The organism is Paenarthrobacter sp. FR1 (assembly GCF_051106045.1).
Taxonomy (GTDB): Bacteria; Actinomycetota; Actinomycetes; order Actinomycetales; family Micrococcaceae; genus Arthrobacter; species Arthrobacter nitroguajacolicus_A.
Map to the genome: position 1 here is coordinate 619,416 of NZ_JBPFSF010000001.1, position 24,573 is coordinate 643,988.

General features: G+C 63.3%; 21 protein-coding genes and 2 tRNA genes. 8 read left to right on the top strand and 15 right to left on the bottom strand.

Annotated elements, in window-relative coordinates; translation table 11 throughout:
• The first annotated feature begins 2 nt into the window (after nt 1-2).
• The 3 genes from ACR30Z_RS02920 to ACR30Z_RS02930 are packed head-to-tail and all read left to right on the top strand — an operon-like array spanning nt 3 to nt 2,797.
• Complete coding sequence (locus ACR30Z_RS02920) at nt 3-893, top strand: ABC transporter ATP-binding protein (protein ID WP_144648637.1); 891 nt, start codon at nt 3-5, stop codon at nt 891-893.
• The gene (locus ACR30Z_RS02925) at nt 893-1,813 is read left to right on the top strand and encodes an ABC transporter permease (RefSeq protein WP_434371152.1); all 921 of its coding nucleotides are present in this window, start codon (nt 893-895) and stop codon (nt 1,811-1,813) included. The genes ACR30Z_RS02920 and ACR30Z_RS02925 overlap by 1 nt, the downstream gene beginning before the upstream one ends.
• Before the next feature lie 54 nt (nt 1,814-1,867).
• Nucleotides 1,868-2,797 carry a TauD/TfdA dioxygenase family protein gene (locus tag ACR30Z_RS02930; protein ID WP_144648639.1) on the top strand — a complete coding sequence of 310 codons (930 nt, stop codon included), beginning with the start codon at nt 1,868-1,870 and terminating at the stop codon, nt 2,795-2,797.
• A 103-nt stretch (nt 2,798-2,900) separates the two neighbouring features.
• Here the strand turns inward: ACR30Z_RS02930 and ACR30Z_RS02935 are convergent, their stop codons facing one another.
• From ACR30Z_RS02935 to ACR30Z_RS02955, 5 genes are all read right to left on the bottom strand, one after another.
• On the bottom strand, nt 2,901-3,860 hold the full coding sequence (locus ACR30Z_RS02935) for an aldo/keto reductase (protein WP_434371153.1): 960 nt from the start codon (nt 3,858-3,860) through the stop codon (nt 2,901-2,903).
• A gap of 22 nt (nt 3,861-3,882) precedes the next feature.
• Nucleotides 3,883-5,637, bottom strand: a complete 1,755-nt coding sequence (locus tag ACR30Z_RS02940; protein WP_434371154.1) for a glycoside hydrolase family 13 protein — start codon at nt 5,635-5,637, stop codon at nt 3,883-3,885.
• Nucleotides 5,638-5,712: 75 nt separating this feature from the next.
• Nucleotides 5,713-6,624, bottom strand: coding sequence for a carbohydrate ABC transporter permease (locus tag ACR30Z_RS02945; RefSeq protein ID WP_434371155.1), 912 nt, complete (start codon nt 6,622-6,624; stop codon nt 5,713-5,715).
• Entirely contained in the window at nt 6,624-7,541 is a 918-nt protein-coding gene (locus ACR30Z_RS02950; RefSeq protein ID WP_434371156.1) for a carbohydrate ABC transporter permease, read from the bottom strand. Before ACR30Z_RS02950 ends, ACR30Z_RS02945 begins: the two co-directional genes overlap by 1 nt.
• 23 nt (nt 7,542-7,564) lie before the next feature.
• Nucleotides 7,565-8,824: an ABC transporter substrate-binding protein gene (locus ACR30Z_RS02955; protein ID WP_434371157.1), complete on the bottom strand. Its 1,260-nt coding sequence runs from the start codon at nt 8,822-8,824 to the stop codon at nt 7,565-7,567.
• 247 nt (nt 8,825-9,071) lie between these two features.
• On the opposite strand from ACR30Z_RS02955, the gene ACR30Z_RS02960 reads away from it, so the two are divergent.
• Complete coding sequence (locus ACR30Z_RS02960) at nt 9,072-10,295, top strand: ROK family protein (protein WP_144648645.1); 1,224 nt, start codon at nt 9,072-9,074, stop codon at nt 10,293-10,295.
• Here the strand turns inward: ACR30Z_RS02960 and ACR30Z_RS02965 are convergent.
• The 9 genes from ACR30Z_RS02965 to ACR30Z_RS03005 form a co-directional block, all read right to left on the bottom strand.
• On the bottom strand, nt 10,292-11,860 hold the full coding sequence (locus ACR30Z_RS02965; protein ID WP_434371158.1) for a Na+/H+ antiporter: 1,569 nt from the start codon (nt 11,858-11,860) through the stop codon (nt 10,292-10,294). The genes ACR30Z_RS02960 and ACR30Z_RS02965 overlap by 4 nt on opposite strands.
• 97 nt (nt 11,861-11,957) lie before the next feature.
• Nucleotides 11,958-12,614 (bottom strand): NAD(P)-dependent oxidoreductase, encoded by a 657-nt coding sequence (locus ACR30Z_RS02970; RefSeq protein WP_144648647.1) that lies wholly within the window; start codon nt 12,612-12,614, stop codon nt 11,958-11,960.
• A 63-nt stretch (nt 12,615-12,677) separates the two neighbouring features.
• Nucleotides 12,678-12,751 (bottom strand) — tRNA-Met (locus tag ACR30Z_RS02975).
• 61 nt (nt 12,752-12,812) lie between these two features.
• A tRNA-Thr gene (locus tag ACR30Z_RS02980) sits at nt 12,813-12,884 on the bottom strand.
• Nucleotides 12,885-13,002: 118 nt separating this feature from the next.
• Nucleotides 13,003-13,494, bottom strand: a complete 492-nt coding sequence (locus tag ACR30Z_RS02985) for a LysM peptidoglycan-binding domain-containing protein (RefSeq protein ID WP_144648648.1) — start codon at nt 13,492-13,494, stop codon at nt 13,003-13,005.
• 158 nt (nt 13,495-13,652) lie between these two features.
• Nucleotides 13,653-15,809, bottom strand: a complete 2,157-nt coding sequence (locus ACR30Z_RS02990; protein WP_144648649.1) for a DEAD/DEAH box helicase — start codon at nt 15,807-15,809, stop codon at nt 13,653-13,655.
• Between the two features lie 407 nt (nt 15,810-16,216).
• Nucleotides 16,217-16,870, bottom strand: coding sequence for an MOSC domain-containing protein (locus ACR30Z_RS02995; protein ID WP_434371159.1), 654 nt, complete (start codon nt 16,868-16,870; stop codon nt 16,217-16,219).
• Nucleotides 16,871-16,901: 31 nt separating this feature from the next.
• On the bottom strand, nt 16,902-17,576 hold the full coding sequence (locus ACR30Z_RS03000) for a response regulator (protein WP_434371160.1): 675 nt from the start codon (nt 17,574-17,576) through the stop codon (nt 16,902-16,904).
• On the bottom strand, nt 17,573-19,090 hold the full coding sequence (locus tag ACR30Z_RS03005; RefSeq protein WP_434371161.1) for a sensor histidine kinase: 1,518 nt from the start codon (nt 19,088-19,090) through the stop codon (nt 17,573-17,575). The genes ACR30Z_RS03000 and ACR30Z_RS03005 overlap by 4 nt, the downstream gene beginning before the upstream one ends.
• Nucleotides 19,091-19,240: 150 nt before the next feature.
• Between ACR30Z_RS03005 and ACR30Z_RS03010 the strand changes: the two genes are divergently transcribed.
• Genes ACR30Z_RS03010 through ACR30Z_RS03025 form a run of 4 tightly spaced genes read left to right on the top strand, consistent with a single transcriptional unit; the run spans nt 19,241 to nt 23,880 of the window.
• Nucleotides 19,241-19,945, top strand: coding sequence for a Tat pathway signal protein (locus ACR30Z_RS03010; RefSeq protein ID WP_434371162.1), 705 nt, complete (start codon nt 19,241-19,243; stop codon nt 19,943-19,945).
• 2 nt (nt 19,946-19,947) lie between these two features.
• Nucleotides 19,948-21,153 carry a glutathionylspermidine synthase family protein gene (locus ACR30Z_RS03015; protein WP_144648654.1) on the top strand — a complete coding sequence of 402 codons (1,206 nt, stop codon included), beginning with the start codon at nt 19,948-19,950 and terminating at the stop codon, nt 21,151-21,153.
• Nucleotides 21,150-22,676 carry an APC family permease gene (locus ACR30Z_RS03020; RefSeq protein WP_434371163.1) on the top strand — a complete coding sequence of 509 codons (1,527 nt, stop codon included), beginning with the start codon at nt 21,150-21,152 and terminating at the stop codon, nt 22,674-22,676. The genes ACR30Z_RS03015 and ACR30Z_RS03020 overlap by 4 nt, the downstream gene beginning before the upstream one ends.
• Nucleotides 22,677-22,704: 28 nt before the next feature.
• Nucleotides 22,705-23,880: an acyl-CoA dehydrogenase family protein gene (locus ACR30Z_RS03025; protein WP_434371164.1), complete on the top strand. Its 1,176-nt coding sequence runs from the start codon at nt 22,705-22,707 to the stop codon at nt 23,878-23,880.
• A gap of 19 nt (nt 23,881-23,899) precedes the next feature.
• Here the strand turns inward: ACR30Z_RS03025 and ACR30Z_RS03030 are convergent, their stop codons facing one another.
• A complete protein-coding gene (locus ACR30Z_RS03030) occupies nt 23,900-24,514 on the bottom strand; it encodes a TetR/AcrR family transcriptional regulator (RefSeq protein WP_434371165.1) in 615 nt (204 codons plus the stop codon).
• Nucleotides 24,515-24,573: the final 59 nt, after the last annotated feature.

The following is a 24,573-nucleotide window of genomic DNA, read 5'->3' on the forward strand; positions in this document are numbered from 1 at the left end:
TCATGACAGCCAAAATCAGCCTCCGGAACGTCACCAAGGAGTTCACGGTCAGGGCCACCAAGGACACTGCGGCCACCCGGCTCACCGCCATCGATTCGCTGAGCCTGGACGTCCGCTCCGGTGAGTTCCTCACCCTGGTGGGACCCAGTGGATCGGGCAAGACCACGCTTCTGGACCTGCTCGCCGGGTTGTCCACTCCGACCTCCGGCGAAGTCCTGGTGGACGGCAAGCCCGTCACCGGGCCGGGCAAGGACCGCGCCGTGGTCTTCCAGCAGTACGCACTGTTCCCGTGGCGCACAGCCTCCGCTAACGTCTCGATCGGCCTCGAAGGAGTGGGGCCCGACGGCAAGAAGCTCAACCGCCGCGAACGTGCCGCCAAAGCCAGTGAATATTTGGCGTTGGTGGGATTGGCCGGTTTTGAGGACCGCTACCCGCATGAATTGTCCGGTGGCATGAAGCAGCGTGTGGCCATTGCCCGCAGCCTGGCCTACGAGCCGGATGTCCTGCTCATGGACGAACCCTTTGCCGCCTTGGACGCCCAGACCCGCGAACAGTTGCAGGACGAACTCCTGCGGATCTGGAAGGCCACGGGGAAAACGATCGTCTTCATCACGCACGGCATCGACGAGGCCGTGTATCTCGGCGAGCGCGTTGCCGTGTTGAGCGCCCGCCCTGGCCGGCTCAAGGAGATCGTGGACATCGCCATCCCCGACCGTGACGGCGACGAGGACATCCGCTCAAACCCTGCCTTCGTTGAGCACCGCCACCAGGTGTGGACGCTCCTGCACGATGAGGTCCGCCGCGCACAAGACGCAGGGCATCGCAAGATCCTCCCGGACGGCAGCGCACCGGACGAGCCCGCCACCACCATCACCGAAAGGAGCGCGGCCTGATGACCACCACGCTCACGCCAACACAAGCGGCACCCAAGGCGGCCGGACCGGTAGACCCGAGTGCCGCCGTCGAACCTTCCGTCACCGAAGAGTCAAAAACGCAACGCACGACGCCCGCCCTCGCCACAGTGCGGCGGGTCACCTCGGTGGCGGGGTCGGCACTGTGGAAGTCCGCAGCCATCCTGGCGTTCCTGGCGCTGTGGGAGCTCGGGCCGACGTACTTGGCCAGCCCGTCCACCCGGGTGTTCCTGCCGCCGCTGCACGAAGTACTCCTGGCCTGGGGCAAGCTCTTCGAAGCAGGGACCATCCAAGGGCACATCGCTGCCAGCCTCACGCGCTCGGTTGCCGGGTTCGGTGCTGCGCTGGTGGCCGGTGTCTCGCTGGGGCTTCTCATCGCCTGGTACGGACGGCTGAACTCGGTCCTGAACCCGCTGCTGGAGCTGTTCCGCAATACGGCGGCCCTTGCCTTGCTGCCGGTGTTCACCTTGTTGCTGGGCATCGGCGAGGAATCCAAGATCAGCATTGTTGCCTACGCTGCGTTCTTCCCGGTCCTCCTGAACACCATTGCCGGCGTGAAGACCGTGGATCCGCTGCTCATCAGGGCTGCGCGGTCGCTGGGACTCAACAGCGTCCGGCTGTTCCAGAAGGTCATCCTTCCGTCCGCAGTACCCACGATCTTCACGGGCATCCGCATGGCCGGCACCGCCTCCATCCTGGTACTGATCGCCGCCGAAATGGTGGGCGCCAAGGCCGGCCTGGGCTACCTGATCGTGAACGCGCAGAGCAGCTTCCTCATCCCGGATATGTACGCAGGCATCCTCACGGTCTCCCTGCTGGGGCTCGGCGTGAACTTCCTCCTGGTTGCCCTTGAGCGGCACTTCTCCCGATGGCGGACCGCCGTTGGCGCCGCAGCCTCCTAGAACCATCCCCGCGGCATCCGCCGCAACCATCACAACAAGTAAGGAACAGGAATCATGACCGTCATTACCGAAACCAAACTCGAGTTCGCCAAACTGGGCTCCCGCATCGGTGCCGAAATCCGCGGGCTGGACATCAGCGGCGACCTCAGCCAAGACACGGTCGCACAGATCAGGGCGGCACTCAACGAACACAAGGCACTCGTGTTCCGCGAGGCCAACATTCTCAGCGACGAAGCGCAGGTGAAGTTCGCCTCGCACTTCGGCCCGCTCACCAAGGCACACCCCACGGTGGCGTCGGTGGAAGGCGAAGAGAACGTCCTGCCCGTGGACAGCGAGAACGGCTCGGCGAACAACTGGCACACGGATGTCACGTTCGTGGTGAACCCGCCACAGGCTTCCACGCTGCGCAGCATCGATCTGCCCGCGTATGGTGGCGAGACCCTGATTGCGTCCTCGGCGGGCGCGTACAAGGACCTCCCGGAGGAGCTCCGCACCTTCGCGGACAGCTTGTGGGCCATCCACACAAACGACTACGACTACTCGGTGCCCAAGAACCTGGAGCATTCCAACGCTGAGGAGCGCCGCAAGGAGTTCACGCGGCTGAAGTTTGAAACTGCCCACCCTGTGGTGCGGGTCCACCCCTTGACCGGCGAGCGCGGATTGTTCATTGGGGGCTTCGCGCAGCGGCTCAGAATCGTGGGCTTGTCCAACACGGAGTCCAAGGACATCATTCGGCTGCTGCAGGCGTACGTGACACGTCCGGAGAACGTGGTCCGGGTGAACTGGGAGCCCAACCAGGTGGTCTTGTTCGATAACCGCATCACCCAGCACTACGCACCGGACAACTACGACGGCCAGCCGCGCAAGCTCAACCGGGTGACCATTGCCGGCGACATCCCGGTCAGCATCGACGGCAAGCCGAGCCAGGCAATCCAGGGCGACTCGAGCACGTACTCCGTGGTTGCGCCCGTGGCAGTTTCGTAGGAGCGCGTATGTGTTGCTGTTGTCACCCAACTGACTGGCAGTAGTGGTTGTTATGAGTCCTCATTCCAACCACTACTGTCAGTCAGTTGGGTTAAAACAAGCGTCAGGGGATGTTGTTCCCCCGCGCCGCCACCCACAATCCGTACCACTCGGCACGGGACATGGTGGCAGCCACGGCGGCGGCATCGGCGCATGCCTGTATCCGTGAAGAGTTGGTGGTTCCAACGACCGGCGAAATCCGGGCGGGGTGCTTCATCAGCCAGCCCAACAGCACAGCCTCCGGCGTGGTGTCCTTCTCCCCCGCCAGCTGCTCCAGCATCGCCGCGGCCGCAGACTCAGCCGGTGACAGCTCGTCGGACTTCGCCCCGGTGTAGCGGCCCTGTGCCAAGGAACCGTAGGCCTGAAGTTCAATTCCCTTGGCCATGCAATGCTCCACGGTCCCGTGCGGGAAGCTGTACTCCAGGCCCTCCGCATGATTGACCAGCACAGTGCCTTCCAGCCAGTCCCTCCGAAGCAAACTCATTTCCAGCTGGTTCGCCACGATGGGCACCTCCAGGGCGTCCTGCAGGAAGGCGATCTGCGCGCCGGACATGTTGGACACGCCCAACTGCCGCACTTTGCCTTCCGTCATTAACTGCCCGACGGCGTCCGCCACCTCGTGCGGGTCCATCAACGGATCGGGCCGGTGCAGGAGCAGCACGTCCACGTAGTCCGTCTGTAGCCGCTTCAGGCTCCCGTTGACCCGTTCAAGAATGGCTTCGCGGCTGAGGTCGTAGTGCGTGGCCAGCCCGCGCTCTCCCAGCCTGATGCCGCACTTGGTCTGCAGCTGGATCTTCTCGCGCAAACCGTGCGAACGGGCAAGGACCTCACCAAAGACGGCCTCGGACTTACCACTGCGGTAAATGTCCGCGTGGTCAAACAACTCGATCCCGATGCCCCGCGCGGCAGCAATCACCGCAGCGGCCTGATCGATCTCGGTTGCGCCGTAGGACGTGCCGTCCCAAGGACCGCCAAGTCCCATGCAGCCGTAAATGAGGCGTCCCCGCCCGTTCGCGATAGTCATACTTCAGTATTCCCCGACGTGGCTAGGAGTTGCGGACAACCCAAGCGGTGGTGTCGGAGGGCAACTTGCCGTCTTCCAGGGGGCCGCTGGCCACCACGACGTTCCCCTCCGGGAGTTCCACCGGGTTGCTGCCGAAGTTGGTCACGGTGTGCCAGCCACCGGGGCGGCTGAAATGCAGCACGTCCTTGTTACCCGTCTCCACCCACTCGAGCTCCTCATCTGTCTGGAGTTCGTTGCGCAGGCGCAGCGCGTCGCGGTAGAGCTCCAGGGTGGATCCCTTGATACCTTCCTGCTTGGCTACGGCATATTCCGCAAACCACTCAGGCTGCGGAAGGTGTGCCCCGCCGGTACCGAACCCGAAGGAAGGGCCGTCCGCTGTCCACGGCAAAGGCACGCGGCAACCGTCACGGCCGATCTCCACGCCCGGATTGCGGAAGAAGGACGGGTCCTGCCGATCCGCATCGGGAATTTCCGACACTTCGCGCAGGCCCAACTCCTCACCTTGGTAGAGGTAAGCGGAACCGGGAAGCGCCAGCAGCAAGAGCGTTGCGGCGCGGGCACGACGCAAGCCGAGTTCGACGTCGAGCTCATCAGCAGGCGCGCCGGCCAGCAGCCAGCCCTTGCCGTCTTGGCCCTTGGGCTTTCCGCCGGTGACATCCTGCGCCGCGTTGGTTCCCTGCGCTACGGAGCCGCCCTTGGGCAGGCCGTAGCGGGTTGCATGACGGACGACGTCGTGGTTGGAGAAGACCCAGGTGGAAGACGCTCCCGATTCCTTGGCCGCCACAAGGTTGTCCGTGATGATCTGCTTGAACGATGCGGCGTCGAAATCGGACTGCAGGAGGTCGAAGTTGAACGCCTGGCCGAGTCCTTCGGGGCTGGCGTAGCGGGCACGGCGGGACTCGTGGACCCAGGCTTCGGCCACAGCGGTCCGCGGGGGGTTGTACTCGTTGAAGAGCTTGCGCCAATCGGCGTAGACCTCGTGGACTTCGTCCCGGTCCCAGAACGGGTGGGAACCGTCGGTGAAGCCATCCGTGCCGTGTGCCTTGGCTTCCAGGTCCGCCTTCATGGGCAGCGGCTCGGTAAGATCCTTTGCCATGCCGTGGGCGACGTCGATACGGAAGCCATCCACGCCGCGGTCGGACCAGAAGCGAAGGGTCTTCAGGAAGTCCTCGCGAATCTCCGGGTTCTCCCAGTTGAAGTCCGGCTGCTCCTTGGCGAAGATGTGCAGGTACCACTGGCCGGGTGTGCCGTCAGGCTCGGTGATGCGGTCCCAGATGGGTCCGCCGAAGACGGAGTCCCAGTCGGAGGGCGGCAGTTCGCCGTTCTCTCCCCGGCCATCGCGGAAGATGTAGCGGTTGCGTGCCGCCGAACCCTTGGGCGACGCCAGCGCTTCCTTAAACCATTCGTGGCGGTCGGAGGAATGGTTGGGGACGATGTCCACCACGATCTTGATTCCCGCGGCGTGAAGGGCGGCGGCCATCTCGTCGAAGTCCTCCAATGTCCCCAGTTTCGGGTCCACGTTGCGGTAGTCGTCAACGTCGTAGCCGCCGTCAGCCAGCGCCGAGGGGTAGAACGGGCTCAGCCAGACGGCGTCGATTCCCAGTTCCTTCAAATACGGGACTTTCTCAGTGATGCCCTTGATGTCGCCAAGTCCGTCGCCGTTCGCGTCATGGAAGCTGCGCGGGTAGATCTGGTAGACAGCAGCCTGGCGCCACCAGTTCGGATCGGACATGCGGTGGGCGTCGGTACGGTGTGCCTTGGTGGCGGAAGTGCTCACGAAACTCCTTTGATTTAGAATCTAAATTTATGTTCCGGACCAGTATGAAACGCTGGACGCGGAAGGTCAACAACGTCAGCCCTTGACGGCGCCCTGCGTCACGCCCGCCATGACCCACCTCTGCGTGAACAGGTACGCGATGATGGCGGGGGCCATCGCCATCAGGTAAGACGCGAAGGACACGTGGTAGTTGTTGCTGAACTGGGTTTGGAACAGGTTCTGCCTGACGGGAAGCGTCTGCAATGCAGGATCGGAAATGATCAGCGAAGGCATCATGAAGTCATTCCACGCGTAGAGGAAGGCGAAGATCCCCACGGTTGCACTCATTGGCGCCAGGAGCGGGAAGATCAGCTTCCAGAAGGTCTGCCACGTGGTAGCGCCGTCGATCCTGGCACTCTCTTCCAGTTCCATGGGGATGGAGCGAAGGAATGCCGTGAAGAGCAGCACGCTGAAGCTCAGTTGGAACATGGTGGCCAGGAGAATGACACCAAACGGGTTATCCAGGCCGAGGCGGCCTGTGAGCTGGATCTGTGGCAGGGCCACCACCGGGAAGGGAATGAACATAGCCCCCAGGAGGTAGAAGAACGAATACCGGAACAGTCGCCGTTCCCAATTGCGCACGATCGCGTAGGAAGCGAAGGCGGCCAGGACGATGGTGGCCAGGACGGTCCCCGCGGTCACCAGCAAGGACATCGCTGCGCCCACAGGAAAGTTGGTCAGCGTCCAGGCCTGGACGAAACCGTCGAGGCTGAAGGGAGCCGGGAAGGAGAAGGCATTTCCGTCCACAGCCTGGCCTTGGGTCTTGAATGCCATGGAGACGGTGACGTACAGGGGCAGGAGCACCGTCACCGCGCACAGCACGAGGATGGTGGTGGCCGACCAGTTGACGCGTTCCACCTTGGGTGTGGATCGCCGTCGGCCGGCTCCGGTGGTGACGGCCTGCCCGCGGGTAGAGCCGTCGATGGCGAGGGTTGCTTGGTTGGTCATCAGAGTGCATTCCGTCCGCGAGTCAGCGAAAGCTGTACGAGAGAGATAACGATGGCCACCACGAAGAAGATCGTCGCATTGGCCATCTGGTAGGCGTAGTCGCCGCCGTTGAAGCCGGCGATGACGGTCATCGCGATGCTCCTTGTTGAAGTCCCGGGACCACCGTTTGTCAGGCCGACGATGATGTCGTAGGCGTTGAGGAAGCCCTTGAAACCGAGAATGATGTTGATCACCACGTAGCCGGAGACCAGCGGCAGCGTGATCTTCAGCAGTTGCTGAAACTTGCTGGCGCCGTCGATTTCCGCAGCCTCATAGACGTCCCCCGGCACTGCGACGAGGCCCGCAATGTAGATGAGCAGCGCTCCGGGCACAGCCTGCCAGGCCGTGACGAGCACGACGGCAACCCACGCGAGGTCTGGATTGGCAAGGAGGCTGCTTTCCAGCCAGGGGATCCCGGCCGCGGCTCCGAGGGAGGGCAACGAGTTCGAAAACAGGAAGTTGAAGACGTACGCGATGATGATGCCGGAAACCACCATGGGAATGACAAAGACGGTTCGCAGCGCCGACTTCATCCGAATGCGTGAAGTCAGCCCGACGGCGAGGAGGAATGCCACCACGTTGACCGCAATCACCGTCACGATGGAGAAACCGAAGGTGAACAGGTAACTCTGCAGGATGGCGGGATCACTGAAGATGGCGATGTAGTTGGTCAGGCCCACAAAGTCCCAGTCACCGATTCCAATGGAATTGGTGAAGCTGAAGAAGATCCCTATGATGCCCGGAATCGTGATGGCCAGGGTGAACAGGACAAGGCTGGGAACCAGGAAAAAGTAGAAGATCGGTTCCACCCGGCGCCTGGCTCGTTGCTTTTGGGGGGCCACAGCGGACGTGGAGGAGGGCGTGGTGATGGTTGACATGGTTTTTACTCCCTGGTTCTGCACTACTGGCGGAACGCCAGGCGCGCCCAATCTGCGTCGAGTGTGCGAAGGGTGGTTGCAGGGGCCGCGCCGAAGACGATCGCCTGCGTGTAGTTCATGATCGGAATCGTGCGCGGCACCAGCACCGAGGGGCCCTGGTAAACGTCTCCGGCGTCGTAGTACTTCACCATCCCTTGGATCCGGGGATCGGGCACGCCAGCGGCATCCTTGGTGGGCGTGAAGCCCAGTTGCGACTGGTTGTAGGCCTCAATTACCTCGGGCTGGTACAGGTACTCGAGGAAGTCCCGGGCCGCGTCCTTGTGCTTGGAGGCCTCCGGGATCCAGGCCGCGAGGTCCACGTTGACTCGGACGCGCAAGTCTTCCGGGTCCTCGGTCATGGGCAACGGAAAGGTTCCAAGGTTGAGGTCCGGAGCTGTCTTGGCGATCTCACTGAAGGCCCACGGACCCTGCAGGTACATGGCAGCCTCCCCTTTCGAGAATGCAAGGTTGCCGTCGCCGTAGGCCCGGCTTGCAGCATCCTTATTGACGTAGCCCTTGGCAAGGGTCAGCATCTTCTCCACGGGCTGGTCGAAGTCCTTCTCGAACGACACCGCCGAGTCCTGCCCTACATTCACGCCTTCAGCGTCAAGCTTCTTGAAGAAATCGATGGTGTCCACCTGACCACCGACGGAGTAGTCGAACCACCCCTGGGCGATGGTCCAGTCATCCTTCCACGTCGCGTAGAACGGCGTCACTCCAGCAGCCTTCAGCTTTTCGCACGCTGCGATCAGTTCGCTCCAAGTAGTGGGCACCACCACGCCGTGCTTGGCGAAAATCTCCTTGTTGTAGATCACCGAGGACGCCATCACCGAGTAAGGCAGGGCACTGGTGCGCCCGGGATACGAACCGTACTGGTCCATAAGCGGCTGAAGGTCCTCGCGGATAGTGGATGCGGCGTTCGTGCCGGACAAGTCACTCAACGCTCCGCGCTGCACAAAGCGGGATGTCTCCATGTTGTAGTTGGCCAGTGCGATGTCCGGCGGATTGCCGCGGACGAAGCTCGCGGACACGACGTCCACGCCTGAAGTGTCCAGGACCACTTCGGTTTCGTCCTGCGAAGCGTTGTAGTCAGCGACGAGTTTGGTCATGAAGCCGATTGCTTCCCTCTTGCTGAACGTAAAACGGATTGTCTCTTTGCCCGACTCCCCGGTGCAGCCTGAGAGGAGGCCGGCCAGCAGTGCCAATCCCAAACCCATAGCTGCGAAGCGTTTCCCGCGTGTCATTTTCACGGACACCGTAGCCCTTTCGTCGCGCGGACCTCAGTGGCCGCATTTCCATCGTGCGGCGGTCAGAACACGCCATCCGAAGTTTAGATAGGAGATAAATTTACGACCTATCGCTAACTATGGTGAGTGATTCGCGCCACAGGGTCAAGCTTTGGAGCAAATGCGTCGTCATCTAAATTTATGGACTAAATTTAGAGAGACCGTCCTATCGTTCCGATGGACCACTGAACAATTGGGAGCACGAATGCTGATCGGGACTGCGCCGTCAACACAGCTTGTACGCAGGGTTAATGCGGGTGCAATGCTGAAGGCCATGCGCGGAGCAGGCGTGGTCACCGGCACGGAACTGATGGCGTCCACTGGACTCTCGAGGGCCACCGTCATTTCGATCTGCGATGAGCTCGTGCAGCTCGGATGGCTCCAGGAACTGGAAAACCAGCGAGGCACAGGAGACTACGTCAAGGGCAGGCCTGCGCGTCGCTTCATCTTCGATGACAGTGCCGCCAGCGTAATCGGAATCGACATCGGCGCGAACAAGATCACCGCGATTGTGGCCGACATGGCCGGAACCACCTTGACGCAGACCACCATGCCTTTCCGGACCTTCAACGTCCCTGCAGATGAGCGTGCCGACGTGCTGGACCGGATCGCGGCGGATGCCCTGGAAAAAGCCGGCGTCACGGCCGACTCCGTCCTGGCAGTTTCGGTTGGTGTTGCCGCACCCGTCAGCCGCGACGGCGAGGTGCTCACGGCCCAGGAGTTCTGGAAATCCTTCGATGTCCGCAGGATTGTGTCCGAGCGGCACGGTTGGCAGGTACTCCTCGAGAACGACGCCAACTTAGCAGCCCTTGCGGAGAGGTGGCAGGGTACAGCTCAGGGCGTCGACAACCTGGTGGTGATGCTCGCCGGGGATCGCCTGGGATCGGGCATCCTCGAGTCCGGCCGTTTGCTCCATGGACAAGTGGGCGGCTTTGGCGAACTGGGTTACCTGGACAACGTGGACGGAGTTGGCGACACCTACGGCATCGCCCATTACGCCTCGCTGTGGGGGCGGGAAGCTCTGGCCAACGACGCCACCAGTTCCTTGGGGACACTCTGCGGCGGAGACCCCGCAGCCCTGACGGCGGAGATGGTTTTCAAGGCGGCAGCAGACGATGACCGTGCCGCCCGCATCGCCCTTGATCGCGTGGCACACCGCATGGCCCGAGTCATCGGCTCGATCAGCACGCTGGTCAACCCTGAGCTGGTGGTCATTGCCGGTGGTGTCGCAGCGTCCGTCCACGCCTTGCTCCCGGACATCGAGAAGCAGTTGGCAGACTTCACCTTCACTCCCCCGCGGCTGGCAACATCCGTCCTGGGCGATGGCATTGTGTCCCTCGGAGCCATCCGCCATGCACTGGACTACGTCGAAGAGCATGCCTTGGACCTCTACCCGGCCTCACTACGAAAGCACGAGGCCGCCGGCTAGTCCGGCATGGACATGGTGCGGAGGTCCAGCTGACGGAGGACGCGATCCGCCACTTCCGGATCAGTGCCGGGTTCGTTGCGGGCCGCCACCACCTCTTGGCGGGCAGCGTCGAGGGCGATGGTCTGGACGGCGATGGACAGCTCCCGTCCCCGCTTTCGCTTCTCAGAGGCCGACTCGTTCTGCAGCGTGCCATCCAACAGCTCCGCATGCAGGCGGCGCATTTTCTCCTTGACCAGCGCTACTTTCTCAGGCGGAAGTTCCTTCATGAGGTCATGATCCTTGAGCGCAGCCACCGCCGCGGACTGGGCACGCTTGGCCAGGAGCTTGGCGGCATCCTGCTCGTGCGAACCATCCTCCGTGGCCTTCAGGACGCGCATGAGCCACGGCAACGTGAGGCCGGGGAGGACCAGCGTCGCCAGAAGAACGGCGCAGGCGATCACCAGGATCTCGTGCCGCGCCGGGAAGTCGCTGCCATCCGGCAAGGTCATGGGAAGGGCCAAGGCAAGGGCCAACGTCGCCAGCCCGCGCATGCCGCACCACGTCAGGATCAACACTTCCTTTGGGGACGTGGGCAGGAGGTTCCCCCGCCTGCGCGCAGACAAGGACAGCAGCGCCAACCACAGGAATCGGACCACGAATACCAGGATGCAGATCACCACGGCCATGCCGATCATCCCAAAAATGGCCGTTCCCTCGTCGCGGATGACGTGGCGGATCTCCAGGCCCACCAGTCCAAAGGCCAAGCCCGTGGCGAGCAACTCCACCACGTCCCAGAAGGCCGTCCGCGTGATGCGTTCAGCGGCGTCCTGCGGCCGCGTATGGCGCTGCAGCTCCAAGGCGGTAACGACGACGGCCACCACACCTGAGGCGTGCAGCTCTTCCGCGAGGATGTAGGCCGCGAACGGCACCACCAAGGTGACCGCGCTTCGGGCCACCATGGAGGCAACCAGTGTGGTGATGAATTTGGTCAGCCAACCCATCGCAATGCCGATCACCACGGCCAGGGCTGCACCGATCACGAACTGGGGAATGACTTCCGGGCCCACTTCCTTGCCGGACATCGTGGCGGCCACAGCGGCCTGGAAGATCACGATGGCCGCGGCATCGTTGAAGAGACCTTCGCTCTGGAGGACTGTGATGAGGCGTCGGGGCATGTGGACACGGCCAGCTACGGATTCGACGGCCACAGGGTCCGGCGGGGCCACCATGGCGCCCAAGGCGATAGCGGCGGGAATTCCGATGCCCGGGATCATGAGCCAGGCAGCTCCGGCCACAACGGCCGTGGAGACCACCACCAACGCCACGGCCAGGAGCAGCAATGTCCGCCATCGCACCCTGAAGACCGCCCACGAGCTCTTCTGCGCGGTTGCGAACAGCAGGGGCGGAAGGAAGATCGGCAGGATCAGTTCAGGGGAGATCTCAAATTCGGGGAAACCCGGAATGAAGGTCAGCGCAACAGCCAAGAGCAGCATCAGCACCGGATATGGAAGCCGGAGCCGGTCCCCCAAACCCACTGCCACCACTGTTGCAAGCAGCAACCCGACAATGAGCGCCAACTGATCCATGTTCCTGCTTCCCCAGATGTTGTAGAGCTCTCCCCCGGGCAAAGCCGAAAAAGTTCCCTACCAACATATCCCGGGATCCCGGCACTGCCGGCCCTGGCTACTCGGCCGTGAGGGCGTCCACCACGTCCTCGGCTCCATCTTTGAAGGCGATGGTGCGGTGGACGGTCTCCGGCAGCTCCAGGACTGCCGCCGTCACGAGCGCCACGTTGGCCCGCGAAGTCTGCGTACCGTTGCCCGGGTTGGCAGGATCGGTCTCAATCAAGCCGGTAGCCGGTTCATCGGTCAGGGTTCCGGGGCCCAGAATGGTCCAGTCGAGGTCGGTACCCCGCAGGTATTCGTCAGCAGCAGCCTTGGCCTCTGCGTAGGCGAAGAACGGGTTGTCCTCCGGGACCCCATGGTCCGTGGAAGCACCAAGGTAGGACACCATGACATACCGCGTTACCTGGGCTTCGGCTGCCGCATCCATGGAGCGGATGGCTGCGTCCCGGTCCACGGCGTACGTCCTGGCGGGGTTCCCTCCGCCGGCACCGGCTGACCAGACCACGGCGTCGTGGCCCTTGAGCGCTTGGGCGAGTTCCGCCGTCGTCGAGTTTTCTACATCCAGCACCTCAGCAGAGGCGCCCGTGTCCGTGACATCTGCCACATGATCGGGATTTCGGATGAAGGAGGTGACGTCGTGACCTTCGCCACTCAGGATGCGGGACAGATGCAGGGCCACTTTGCCGTGGCCGCCAATGATTGCGATTCGGCTCATTGACCCATTCTGTCCCAAGAAACGGAAAAACCCCGCAGACAGAATCTGCGGGGTTTTGCTCTGTAGCGGTGGGGAGGCTCGATCTCCCGACCTCACGATTATGAGTCGTGCGCTCTAACCAACTGAGCTACACCGCCACGAATGAGAAAAACCTGTGTCAAGCCGGTCAAAACCGCCTTGACACAGGCCCTCATCCAGAGCCCCCCACCGGAATCGATCCGGTGACCTCGTTCTTACCAAGAACGCGCTCTACCACTGAGCTAGGGGGGCAACGAGTAAATACTCTACCGGACGTTTTCAGAAGCTACAAATCGGCGAAAGAACGCGGAAAAACGGCGTCGACACAATTTGCAAAGACGCCCATTTCCTGATCTACAAACGGAGAAAATCAGGGCAGCCGAAGCACCTGTCCGGGATAGATCAGGTCCGGGTTAGGGACCGTATCTGCGTTGCTCGCGATCAGTGCACCGAGGTCCACGCCGAACTGTGCGGCGATCCCACCCATAGTGTCCCCTGGCTCCACCACAACCTCCGTGACCCGTGGAGCCGCCGCTGCGGTCCCGCCGCCCTCTGCAGGGGCCCCAGGGGTGGCCTCGTGGGCTTCCTGAGCCGCCTGCGCCTCCTGCGCGCCGTCAACGTCAGCCTCCACCTGCCGGGCTGCCTGCACCCCGGCAACGTCCGCAGCTTCCTGCTGGGCCGCCGCCTGTGCGGCCGCCGCCTCAGCGGCGCTGCGGTCCAACGTTGCAACCTCGACGGCGGCTGCGTCCTCAGCCGCTTGGCTTGCGGCAGTGTCCACTGGGCCGGTTTCGGGAGCAGCAGGGACGCTGTGATCCTTATCGCCGAAACCGAGGTTCTTCTTCAAGTTGTCCAGCAATCCCATGGAGCATCCTCCTGCGTTCCGCTTCCCAGCCACTTGGCCGGCACCTTGATGGTACGGCGGGGCGCAGCCGCACGTAACCCCGTTAAACGCCTCAGGGGGCCGGCCCGAAAGCCGACCCCCTGATGGGAACTACCTAGTGTTGACCACTTGGCGTGTGTTTACCACTTGCCCTTGCGGTTGAAGTCGCGGTTGCTGCCTTCGCCGCCGGTGCGGGGCTTGCGGGCACCGTCGCCGTGGCCACCGAAGCGTGAGCCGCTGGCCTGGCCGCGATCGCGGTCGCCGTAGCTGCCTGCCGTGCGCTCGGAGCGGTCGCTGTACGAGCGGCCGCCACGGTCAGCGGAAGAACGCTCGCCGTCGGACTTGCGGAAGTCCTTCTTGAAACCGCCGCTGCCCTTGAAGTTGCCGCCACCGCGGTTCTCGCGGTCGCCATAGCCACCGCGTCCACCGCCCTGGTAGCCGCCACGCTCGCTGTTCGGCTTGCGGCCGTTGTCCAGCTCAAGGTGGATCAGCTCGCCACCGATGCGGGTGCGGGACAGTGCGCGCAGCTGCTCGGGGCTCAGGTCTGCCGGAAGCTCCACCAAGGAGTGGTCCGAGCGAATGTCGATGCCACCGATTTGTGCGGAGGAAATGCCACCTTCGTTGGCAATGGCGCCAACGATGGAACCCGGCATGACGCGCTGACGGCGTCCGACGGCGATCCGGTAGGTAGCGTTGCCCTCGGTGAGCGCACGGGTCGGGCCACGGGAACCGAAGCCGTCTTTGGAGCGCTCACGCTTCTGGTACTCAGGAGCGGCAGGCAGTTCCTTGACCAACAAGGGCTGACCACCCTGGGCCATGACGGCCAAGGCTGCAGCGATCTCGGAAGCCGGAACGTTGTGCTCTTCCTCGTAGGAGGAGATGAGGTCGCGGAATGCTGCGACATCCTCGGACGCGAGGGTCTCGGTGATGCGCTCGGCGAACTTGCCCAGGCGCAACGTGTTGACCGTCTCGGCAGTCGGGAGGTGCATCTGCTCCACCGGCTGGCGCGTTGCCTTTTCGATGGAACGCAGCAAGTACTTCTCACGCGGCGTCATGAAGAGGATGGCGTCACCCGAACGGCCTGCACGGCCGGTACGGCCAATGCGGTGCACGTAGGACTCGGTGTCGTGGGGAATGTCGTAGTTGATGACGTGGCTGATGCGCTCAACGTCAAGGCCACGGGCTGCGACGTCGGTAGCAACCAGGATGTCGATGCGGCCTTCCTTCAGGGCGTCGACGGTGCGTTCGCGCTGCTGCTGCGGGATGTCGCCGTTGATGGCGGCAGCCTGGAAGCCGCGTGACTTCAGCTTGTCGGCAAGGTCCTCGGTGGCCATCTTGGTGCGCACGAAGGCGATAACGCCGTCGAACTCTTCAACCTCGAGGATGCGGGTCAGGGCGTCCAGCTTGTGCGGGCCCATGACCTGAAGGTAACGCTGCTTGGTGTTGGCACCGGTGGTGGTCTTGGACTTCACCGAGATTTCAGCAGGGTTGTTCAGGTACTGCTTGGACATGCGGCGGATCTGGCCCGGCATGGTGGCAGAGAACAGTGCAACCTGGCGGGTCTCCGGGGTCTGCTGGAAGATCTGCTCCACGTCATCGGCGAAGCCCATGCGCAGCATCTCGTCAGCTTCGTCCAGTACCAGGTACTGGAGTTCGGACAGGTCCAGGGAACCCTTGGCGATGTGGTCGATCACGCGGCCGGGGGTACCGACAACAACCTGTGCACCGCGGCGCAGGCCGGCGAGCTGCGGGCCGTAGGCCGAGCCACCATAGACCGGGAGGACGGTGAAGTCGTCGATGTGCTTGGCGTATGAGGTGAAGGCCTCGGCAACCTGGAGGGCCAGTTCACGCGTCGGAGCCAGGACCAAGGCCTGGGTCTTGCGGGACGGGCCGTTGAGGTCGTGGAGCTCAGCCAGGCGGGACAGGGCCGGAACAGCGAATGCTGCGGTCTTGCCGGTACCGGTCTGGGCCAGGCCAACGACGTCGCGGCCTTCGAGCAGCAGGGGGATGGTGGCAGCCTGGATGGGAGACGGCTTTTCGTAGCCGACGTCCTGCAGGGCGGCCAGAACGCGACCGTCGATGCCAAGATCGACGAAGCGGACGCCTTCTTCTTCCTCTTCTTCCGCCTTGGGGGCAGGAGCTTCGGTGAAGGTGGGGGCTGCAGTCTCAGCTGCAACAGTCTCGACGGGGGCAGCGGCAGCGGCCGGTGCTTCAGCTTCGGCGGGTGCGGTGGCCTCGGCTGCAACAGCGGAGTCAGCGGTCTGGGCGTCGAAGGTTTCGTTGAGATTTTCGGTCATAGGGGGAAATTCCTCATCCATAGGGCAGTCGGCGCGGCCCGGTTGGGCTTGGCCGCAGTACTCGTCGCGAAGAGACAGGGAAATAGGTGCCCTGCTTTCGCAAGAAGTCCGGCGCTATCGCAATCCCATGGCAGGACTTCCCGCTGCATCTCTTGGCTGCTATCCCAGCAGTCTGTACAGCGTTTTCTTTAGCCGGCTCTCCCTATGAAAATGCCCGCACACATTTGCGGGCCCCAACACTTACCAGTCCTGCCTCAAGAATTGGGCAGGATAAAGGGATTTCCGGAGTGGGGGATATTTCAAGTGTAAGGTACGGACCGCAGTCACCGCGACTTCAGGGACCAAGATGGCCGGGTGAGCTTGTTCACACTTGTCTCTGAGGGGGTACTGAGGGGTTTCCGGGACTCCTAGAGCCCGTTTCGCCGGAGGAGCTTTTCAAACTTCGAGTGGTACTCATCCTGCAGGCGGATCTCTCCGTCAGCCTCGGCGTCCAGCAGAACCTGGACCAGTTCCGGGGTGGGCTCGCTGAACCACTGGCCCACGGTGATTCCGTGCTTGGGCACGAACGTGCGGTGGATATGGTCACCCGCGGAGATGGTGCCCGTCTTGATCACCCTGAGGTAGGTGCCAACACGGCCGGCCTGCGTGAAACGCTTTACCCACTGCGGCTCCCCCAGCACCCGCTGGAACGTTGCACAAGGAACACGCGGGGACGTGACCTCCAGCTCCACGTCCAGGCCGATCTTCCACCGCTCCCCGATGACCGCATGCGTGGTTTCAATGCCGGCCACGCGCAGGTTCTCTCCGAAGAGACCCGCCGGAACCTCGCGCTGCAGCTCGCCGGACCAGTAGTCAGCGTCCGCCTGCGAGTACGCGTACACGGCCTGGTCTTCCCCACCGTGATCAATCCGGCTGGCCTGCACATCGCCATGGATTCCGAGCTTGTGAACCTTGACCGGGCCCTCGACAGGACGCTTGTCAATGGCAGTGACGCCGACGCTGCCAGGATCAGGCAACAACTGGTGGACACGGCAGACGGCAAGGAGGGATGCGGTGTTCATGGCTACAGTCTACGGATCACCACAGCCCGGGCTAAGGATCGAACCGGTAGCCCATCCCCGCTTCCGTGTGCAGATGCCGGGGCTCGGCCGGATCCCGCTCCAGCTTTCGCCGCAGCTGGGCTATGTAGACGCGCAGGTACTGGGTTTCCTTGGCATAGGCCTGCCCCCAAACCTGGGTCAGGATCTGCTGCTGGCTGACCAGCTTGCCCTTGTTGCGGACCAACAACTCCAGGATGTTCCATTCCGTAGGCGTCAGCCGGACTTCCGAGCCGTCCTTCACGATCTTCTTCCCGGCCAGGTCCACAATGAAGTCCGCAGTCGCCAGCGTGGGTTCCTCGGTCTCGGTGACAACGCGACGCGAGGCAACCCGCAGCCGCGCAAGCAGCTCATCCAAACCGAAAGGCTTGGTCACGTAGTCGTCCGCACCGGCGTCGAGCGCTTCCACCTTGTCCTCCGACGCGTGCCGGGCCGACAAAACGATGATGGGCATGCTGCTCCAGCCGCGGATGCGGCGGATGATCTCCACTCCGTCCATGTCCGGCAGCCCCAGGTCCAGGACCACGATGTTGACGGGTTGCTTCGCGGCCGCGTTCAGGGCGTCTGCACCGTTTCCCACCGTCAGGGCCTGGTATCCATGGGCCTGAAGGGTGACCTGCATGGCCCGGGCAATACGGGCTTCGTCCTCGACAATGAGTACCAGCGTCATTCCGGGTCACCTGTCCACAGCGGCAAGGTGACCACCATGGTCAAGCCGCCGCCCGGCGTCGGCTCCGCTGCGAGCCTGCCTCCCATGGCTTCGCTGAATCCCTTTGCAACGGCCAGGCCCAAGCCAATCCCGCCGCCAGTGCTGCCTCCACCTGCGGGCGACGGAGAATCCCCGAAGCGCTGGAAGGGCTGGAACATGGTGAGGACTTCTTCGTGTCCCATTCCCCGGCCGTGGTCCACGATCCGCAGTTCGCTGGCGGGCCGGTCGCCCAAGGTGATGCCGGCTCCGGCCCGGGCGGTCAGGACAACATCCGAGTCGGGCGCGTACTTCACGGCGTTCTCCACGATGTTGGCCACCACGCGTTCCAGCATGCCGGCGTCGGCTTGAACCGGCGGAAGGTTGGGCGGCAGTTCGTTCCGCAGCCGGTCCACGGGAACACCACGCAAAGCTTGGGGCAGCACATCGGCCCACACAATTCCTGCCAGCAACGGATTGACGGCGTCGGCCGTGATGCGGGACATGTCCAGGAGGTTGTCCACCAGATGATCCAAACGGTCCGCATAGTCCTCGATGGTCTCCAGCAATTCCCGCTCGACGTCGGGTGGAAAGTTCACGTCCTCCTGGCGCAGGCTGCTGACGGCGAGCTTGATGCCGGCCAACGGCGTGCGCAGGTCATGCGAGACAGCGCGCAGGATGGATGTCCGCATCTTGTTGCCCTCGGCCAGCCGTACATTGTCGCGCCTGCTCTTCACCAGTTGCTGCCGCTCCCGCACGGCCACCACAAAGGCACCAAACGCAGCCAGCAGGCGCTGGTGTTGCGCGGTCAGCGGACCGCCGCGAAGCAACAGCGTGTAGTGGGGGTCGACGACGGCGGCATGGTCTGCGGCTGCATGGGTCACCGGCGGATTGGGGCCAGCGCTGGCAAGGGCGCGCCATTCCGGTTGTGTTCCGGGGGCTGCCGCAGCGAGGTTCGTGGTGCCCAGCAACGTCACCGCTTCCATGCCCAGATTGCTTCGGACCTTTTCAAGGAACGATTCCAGGCTTCCGTCGGAGCTCAGGATTCGCAGCGCCAGCTCGCTGAGGGCCGTTGCCTCGGCCCCGGATCGTGCCGCTTCCTGGGCCCGGCGGCTGGCAAGGCCCACTGCGAGCGCAACTCCGCAAGCCACGGCAAGGAACACCACCAGGGTGAACAACGTGGTGGGGTCTGCGATGGACAGGGAACCAATCGGGTCCGCAGAAAAGTAGTTCAGGAGGAAGCTGCCCAAGACGGCGGCGACCACAGCCGGCCACAGGCCACCGATGGCGGCAACGGCTACCGCAACGGCCAACTGCAGGAGCATAATCATGGCGAAGTTGCGGAAATTGAGGACGGTGACCAAAACTTCGACGACGGGTGGCAGCACGAGTGCCAAAACCAGGCCGGTGATCACACGGCCTTGGCCGATGCCCCGAACCGGCGGAAGCCGCAGCAACACGCCGTCGTCGCCGTTGCTGTGTGTCTCAGGGGCCGCCATGGCTACATCCTTGCATGTTCCCAGGGTGGGCAGTTCTCCCCATTTGGCCTGCCACCCGTGCCTGTACCCCGCACAGCGACTAGGCTTGCTCTGAGCATTCTGGTCCGGCGTGGCGCCGGACACATCTACGGTCTATCCAGGGGGATACACATGGGCCCGAAAGACAGCCCTGACGCGTCCGGCACCAACGGCAGCGGCAGGGACAACAACGGCGACTTTGGTGCGGCCAACAATCCGCCCAAGCCCCCACCTTGGCAGGTGCCCAAGCCGGAACTCCACCCTGAGCTGTTCACGCCTGTAGAAGGCAGCCCGGAGGGAAATCAACAAGACAAGAAGCAGGGCAAGAAGCGCCCGGCAGCCTCCCGCCAGGACACCCCCGCCACGCCATCTCCCGGCCAGCCCCTGCCCGTGGTGGACCCCTTTGCCAAGGAGCGCGAACGCGACGCTGCTGCGGCCGCAAAGAAGAAGAAGCGTTCGCAGCGCCGCACCGTGGTGGTGGGTTTGGGCGTCACTGCCCTGCTGGCTGGAACCATTACCGCCATCGTGGCCAGCAACGAGCAGGAGGCTGACTACGCCCAGGTTTGTTTCAACGAGGAGACCGGCGAACGCGTCGACGACAACCAGTGCGACAACAGCAGCTCGGCCGGCCGCAGTTCAGCCGTCTACGCCTGGTACTTCTACTCCAGGGGGGCCAGCGTGCCTGCCGTGGGGCAGAACCGCAGCTCCTACCCCAGCTACACCAAGAATGTGCCTGCGGGGGCCAAGTCGTCCACGGGATACAGCACCAAGGGCGGTACGGTCAGCCGGGGCGGCTTTGGCAGCAGTTCCAAAAGCGGCGGAAGCTCGGGAGGCTAGGCGTGCGTCGACTGCACTCCGCGCCCAGGCCGGACTGGAAGCAAAAGATCGAAGAACAGGGCCTGGTTTTCTCCACCACCACCATGCCCGACGGCCGCAAGATCGAATACTGGAACGAATCGGCGTATTACGAATTCACCATGGACGAGGTGGAAACCCTCGAAAAGACCGCCGAGGACATGCACCTCATGTGCTTGGAGGCAGCGAAGTACCTGGCCACGGGAGCCATGGGCGATATCGGGATCGGCCAGCAGGCGCTGGAACTCGCCGGCGAGTCGCTCCTGGCCGCGGACATGGATATCTACGGCCGCTTCGACTTCATCTATGACGGCAAGGGTGGTCCGGCCAAGATGCTGGAGTACAACGCCGATACTCCCACCGGGCTGATCGAAGCTTCCGTGGCGCAGTGGTTCTGGCTGCAGGACGTCTTTCCGGAGAAGGACCAGTGGAACGGCATCCACGAAGCCTTGATCCGGCAGTGGAAGAAACTGCAGTTCCGGACCGGCATGAGCACCTTGCATGTGGCGCACTCCGAGGCAGAGGAATCCGGCGAGGACTGGATGACGGCCGCATACATGCGGGATGTCGCCAGCCAAGGCGGATGGACCACCATAGGCATCAATATGTCTGACATTGGCTGGGACCCGAACCTGAACCGCTTCGTGGACCTGGACAACTTCATGATCAGCACCATGTTCAAGCTGTACCCATGGGAGCTCATGATGAAGGAGCCATTCGGGCAACGACTCCTGCAGCGGGCACACAACCCCCGCTGGGTGGAGCCGGCCTGGAAGATGCTGCTGTCCAACAAAGCCCTCCTGGCTGCGCTGTGGCACCTCTACCCGGACCACCCGAACCTACTGCCTGCCTACCTCGGCGACCCAGGGCCGCTCAAGGAATGGGTGGCCAAACCGCTGCACGGACGCGAGGGCGACAACATCCGCATCCATGCCCCCGGCATCGAAATCCAGCAGCCCGGTGGTTATGGCCGTGAAGGCTGGTGCTTCCAGCAGTACCACTCCCTCCCCGATTTTGACGGCAACCATCCCGTCCTGGGTCTGTGGGTGGTAGATGGCGAGTCCGTTGGCTGCGGCATCCGCGAATCGGACGGCCCCATCACGGACTACTTCTGCCGTTTCGTCCCCAACACCATCGACTCCCCGGCGCCCGTGGCGCCCCCTGCTACTTCCTATGGAGCCGCACTATGAGTACTGAAACCTCGACGCCGGGTGGCGGCTCAGCGGGCGGCGACCGTACCGCCGTCGTACCTTCCAAGGGCCTCCACGCCGGAATCCTGGACCTGGGAGACTCCGTCATGCTGGGCCTTGCGTCCACCGCCCCTGTCTATTCGCTGGCGGCCACGCTGGGACTCATTGTTGCCGTGAACGGCAACTACACTCCCCTGATCCTGATCCTTGGCTTCATCCCCGTGCTCTTCATCGCCTACGCTTTCCGGGAGCTGAACAGCGCCATGCCGGACTGCGGCACCACGTTCTTCTGGGCGCGCAGGGCATTCGGTCCGTGGGCGGGCTGGCTTGGCGGCTGGGGGGTTGCCCTTGCCGGCATCGTGGTGCTGGCCAACCTGGCGCAAATTGCCGGCAAGTACCTCTGGCTGCTGGTGGGCGATGGTTCCCTGGCGGAGAACAAGTGGCTGGTGACCGCCACGGGCGTGCTGTTCATCGCGTTCATGACGTACGTGAACAACCGCGGCATCAGGCTCGGGGAGCACGTCCAGCGCACCCTGACGTACATCCAATACATTTCGCTGGGTATTTTCGCGGTGGCCATCATTGTCCGGATCGCCGGAGGAGCACCCGAGGGCCAGGCCTTCGATTTCGAGTGGTTCAATCCCGCAGGTGCCTTTGCCGACCCCGGTGCCGTGGTTCACGGTGTCTTGCTGGCGCTCTTTATCTACTGGGGCTGGGACACGTGCCTGGCGCTCAACGAGGAAACCGAGAATCCCACCAAGACGCCGGGCCGTGGCGCAGTCATCTCCGCATCAGTGCTTGTGGCGATCTACGTGTCAGTGGCACTGCTGGTCATGATGTACGCCACGATCGGGACCGATGGCATCGGCCTGGGCAATGAAGCCAACCAGGACGACGTTTTCCTGGCCATGAAGGACGTTGTTTTGGGTCCGTGGGGCTGGTTGATCATTGTGGCGGTGCTGGCATCCGTGCTGTCCTCCACGCAGACCACCATCCTGCCGACCGCGCGCGGAACGCTGTCCATGGGTGTCAACGGCGCCCTGCCGGCCCGCTTCGGCAAGGTGCACGAACGCTTCCAGACGCCGGGCTTCTCCACGCAGGTCATGGGAGTCGTGGCCGTGGTGTACTACGTAGCGATGAGTTTCCTCAGCGAAAACCTGTTGTCCGACTCCATCAGCGCCATCAGCCTGTTCATCGCGTTCTACTACGCCCTCACCGGGTTCTCCTGCGTCTGGTTCTTCCGCTCCACGCTCCGGGACTCCGCCCGCAACCTGTGGTTCCGGGGCATCCTGCCGTTCCTGGGCGCGGTGTCCTTGACCGCTGCATTCTTCATCTCGGCGGTCCAAATGTGGGACCCGGCCTATGGGGATACGCAGATCTTCGGAATCGGCGGTGCGTTCATCAGCGGTGTCCTGCTGTTGGCCTTGGGTGTGGTGCTGGCGATCGTCTGCCGGTTCGCACCGTCCACACGCGGGTACTTCACCGGCGAACGGAAAGAGGCCGGGATAGTCCGCGGCGAGTAACTCAGGCTTGTCCGCCTAGGATGCTGGAATGAGCGATTCAACGACGAACACCTCCGACGTCCTGGCCCTGGATTCCCTGCTGTCCGCGGACGAGCTTGCCCTCCGCCACACGGTCCGTGACTACACCGCACAACGGATCCGTCCGAACATCGCCCGCTGGTACGAGGACGCCGAATTCCCCCGGGAGATCGCTCCTGAACTGGGTGAACTCGGCGTCCTTGGCATGCATCTGGAGGGTTACGGCTGCCCGGGGCGCACCGCCGTCGAATATGGTCTGGCCGCCATGGAACTGGAGGCCGGCGACTCTGGGATCCGCACCTTCGTTTCGGTGCAGGGTTCCCTGGCCATGACCGCCATTCACAAGTGGGGTTCGGAGGCCCAAAAGGAACAATGGCTGCCCCGAATGGCGGCCGGCGAGCTGATCGGCTGTTTCGCCCTGACGGAGCCAACGGCGGGATCGGACCCGTCGTCCATGACCACGGTCGCCCGCGAGACAGCCGACGGCTGGGTCCTTGACGGCGTCAAACGCTGGATCGGCCTCGCTTCCATTGCCGACGTGATGGTGGTGTGGGCAAAGACGGACGACGGGATCCGCGGCTTCCTGGTTCCCGCAGGAACAACCGGCGTGACCGCCACGCCGATCGAACCGAAGCTCTCCATGCGTGCCTCCATCCAGTGCGATGTAACGTTCGACGACGTGAGGCTGGGTCCGGAGGCACTCCTCCCGGGTGCCCTGGGACTCAAAGGGCCGTTCTCCTGCTTGAACGAGGCCCGCTATGGCATCGCTTGGGGCGCCATGGGGGCCGCCCGCGACTCCTACGAGGCCGCACTTTCCTACGCCGGTGACCGTTTGCAGTTCGGGCGACCCCTGGCCGGCTATCAGCTCACGCAGGAGAAGTTGGTGAACATGCTCCTGGAGATCCAGAAAGGCACCATGCTGGCCCTCCACCTGGGCCGGTTGAAGGACGTCGGTCAGCTGCACCCGCAGCAGATCTCGATGGGCAAGCTGAACAATGTCCGGGAAGCCATCAAGATTGCCAGGGAAGCCCGCACCATTCTGGGCGGTAACGGCGTCACACTGGATTACTCACCCCTCCGGCATGCCAACAACCTGGAATCCGTCCGGACGTATGAAGGCACCGACGAAGTCCACACGCTGATCCTGGGCCAGCACATCACTGGCATCGGCGCATTCCGGGGCTAACCCACCCAACTGGCTGTCCCTAGTTGGACTCCGGGAGGATCACGAGTTTCAAGTAGCCGCGAAGGCGCTCGGCAACGTCCACGTCGTCGGGGGCCAACAACCATTGCGTCTGAAGCCCGTCCCACAAGGCAACCAGGGACATCGCGGCCTCGTCCGGATCAACGCCCGGGCGCAGCCGGCCAACAGCTGCCAATTCCGCGAACCGTCGACCGTAGCTTGCGCGCAACCGCTCATAGCGCTCGGTGAAGTAGTCCCGGCCAGGGTGCTCATCCGTGACCGATTCGGCGCAGAGGACCGCGTAAAGCTCGATCACTCCTGGAATGCCCTCGTTGTAGAGGGCCGTCCGGATGACGGAATCCGCCAAGCCCTCTTCCATGTCGTCAGGGAAGGCGCCACTGGTGATCTCGTCGCGGCGTTCCAGGACCGACATCAGGAGGTCGCGCTTTGACGGGAAGTAGTGCAGCAAGCTTGTTTGGCTCATCCCTGCACGGTCCGCAACGTCCTGCAGCGATCCCCCGCGGTAGCCACGGGCAGCGAACACCGCATGCGCAGCGTCCAGAATTGTCTGGCGCCGTTCCTCGGATTTCGCGTAGGGGCCGCGCTTCCCTGCGCGGGCCACGTCCTTTGTGGTCATGGCTAGACAGTGTACGCGGGTACTGACCTCACTCGAAATTCGAGTAAGCACTCGAATTA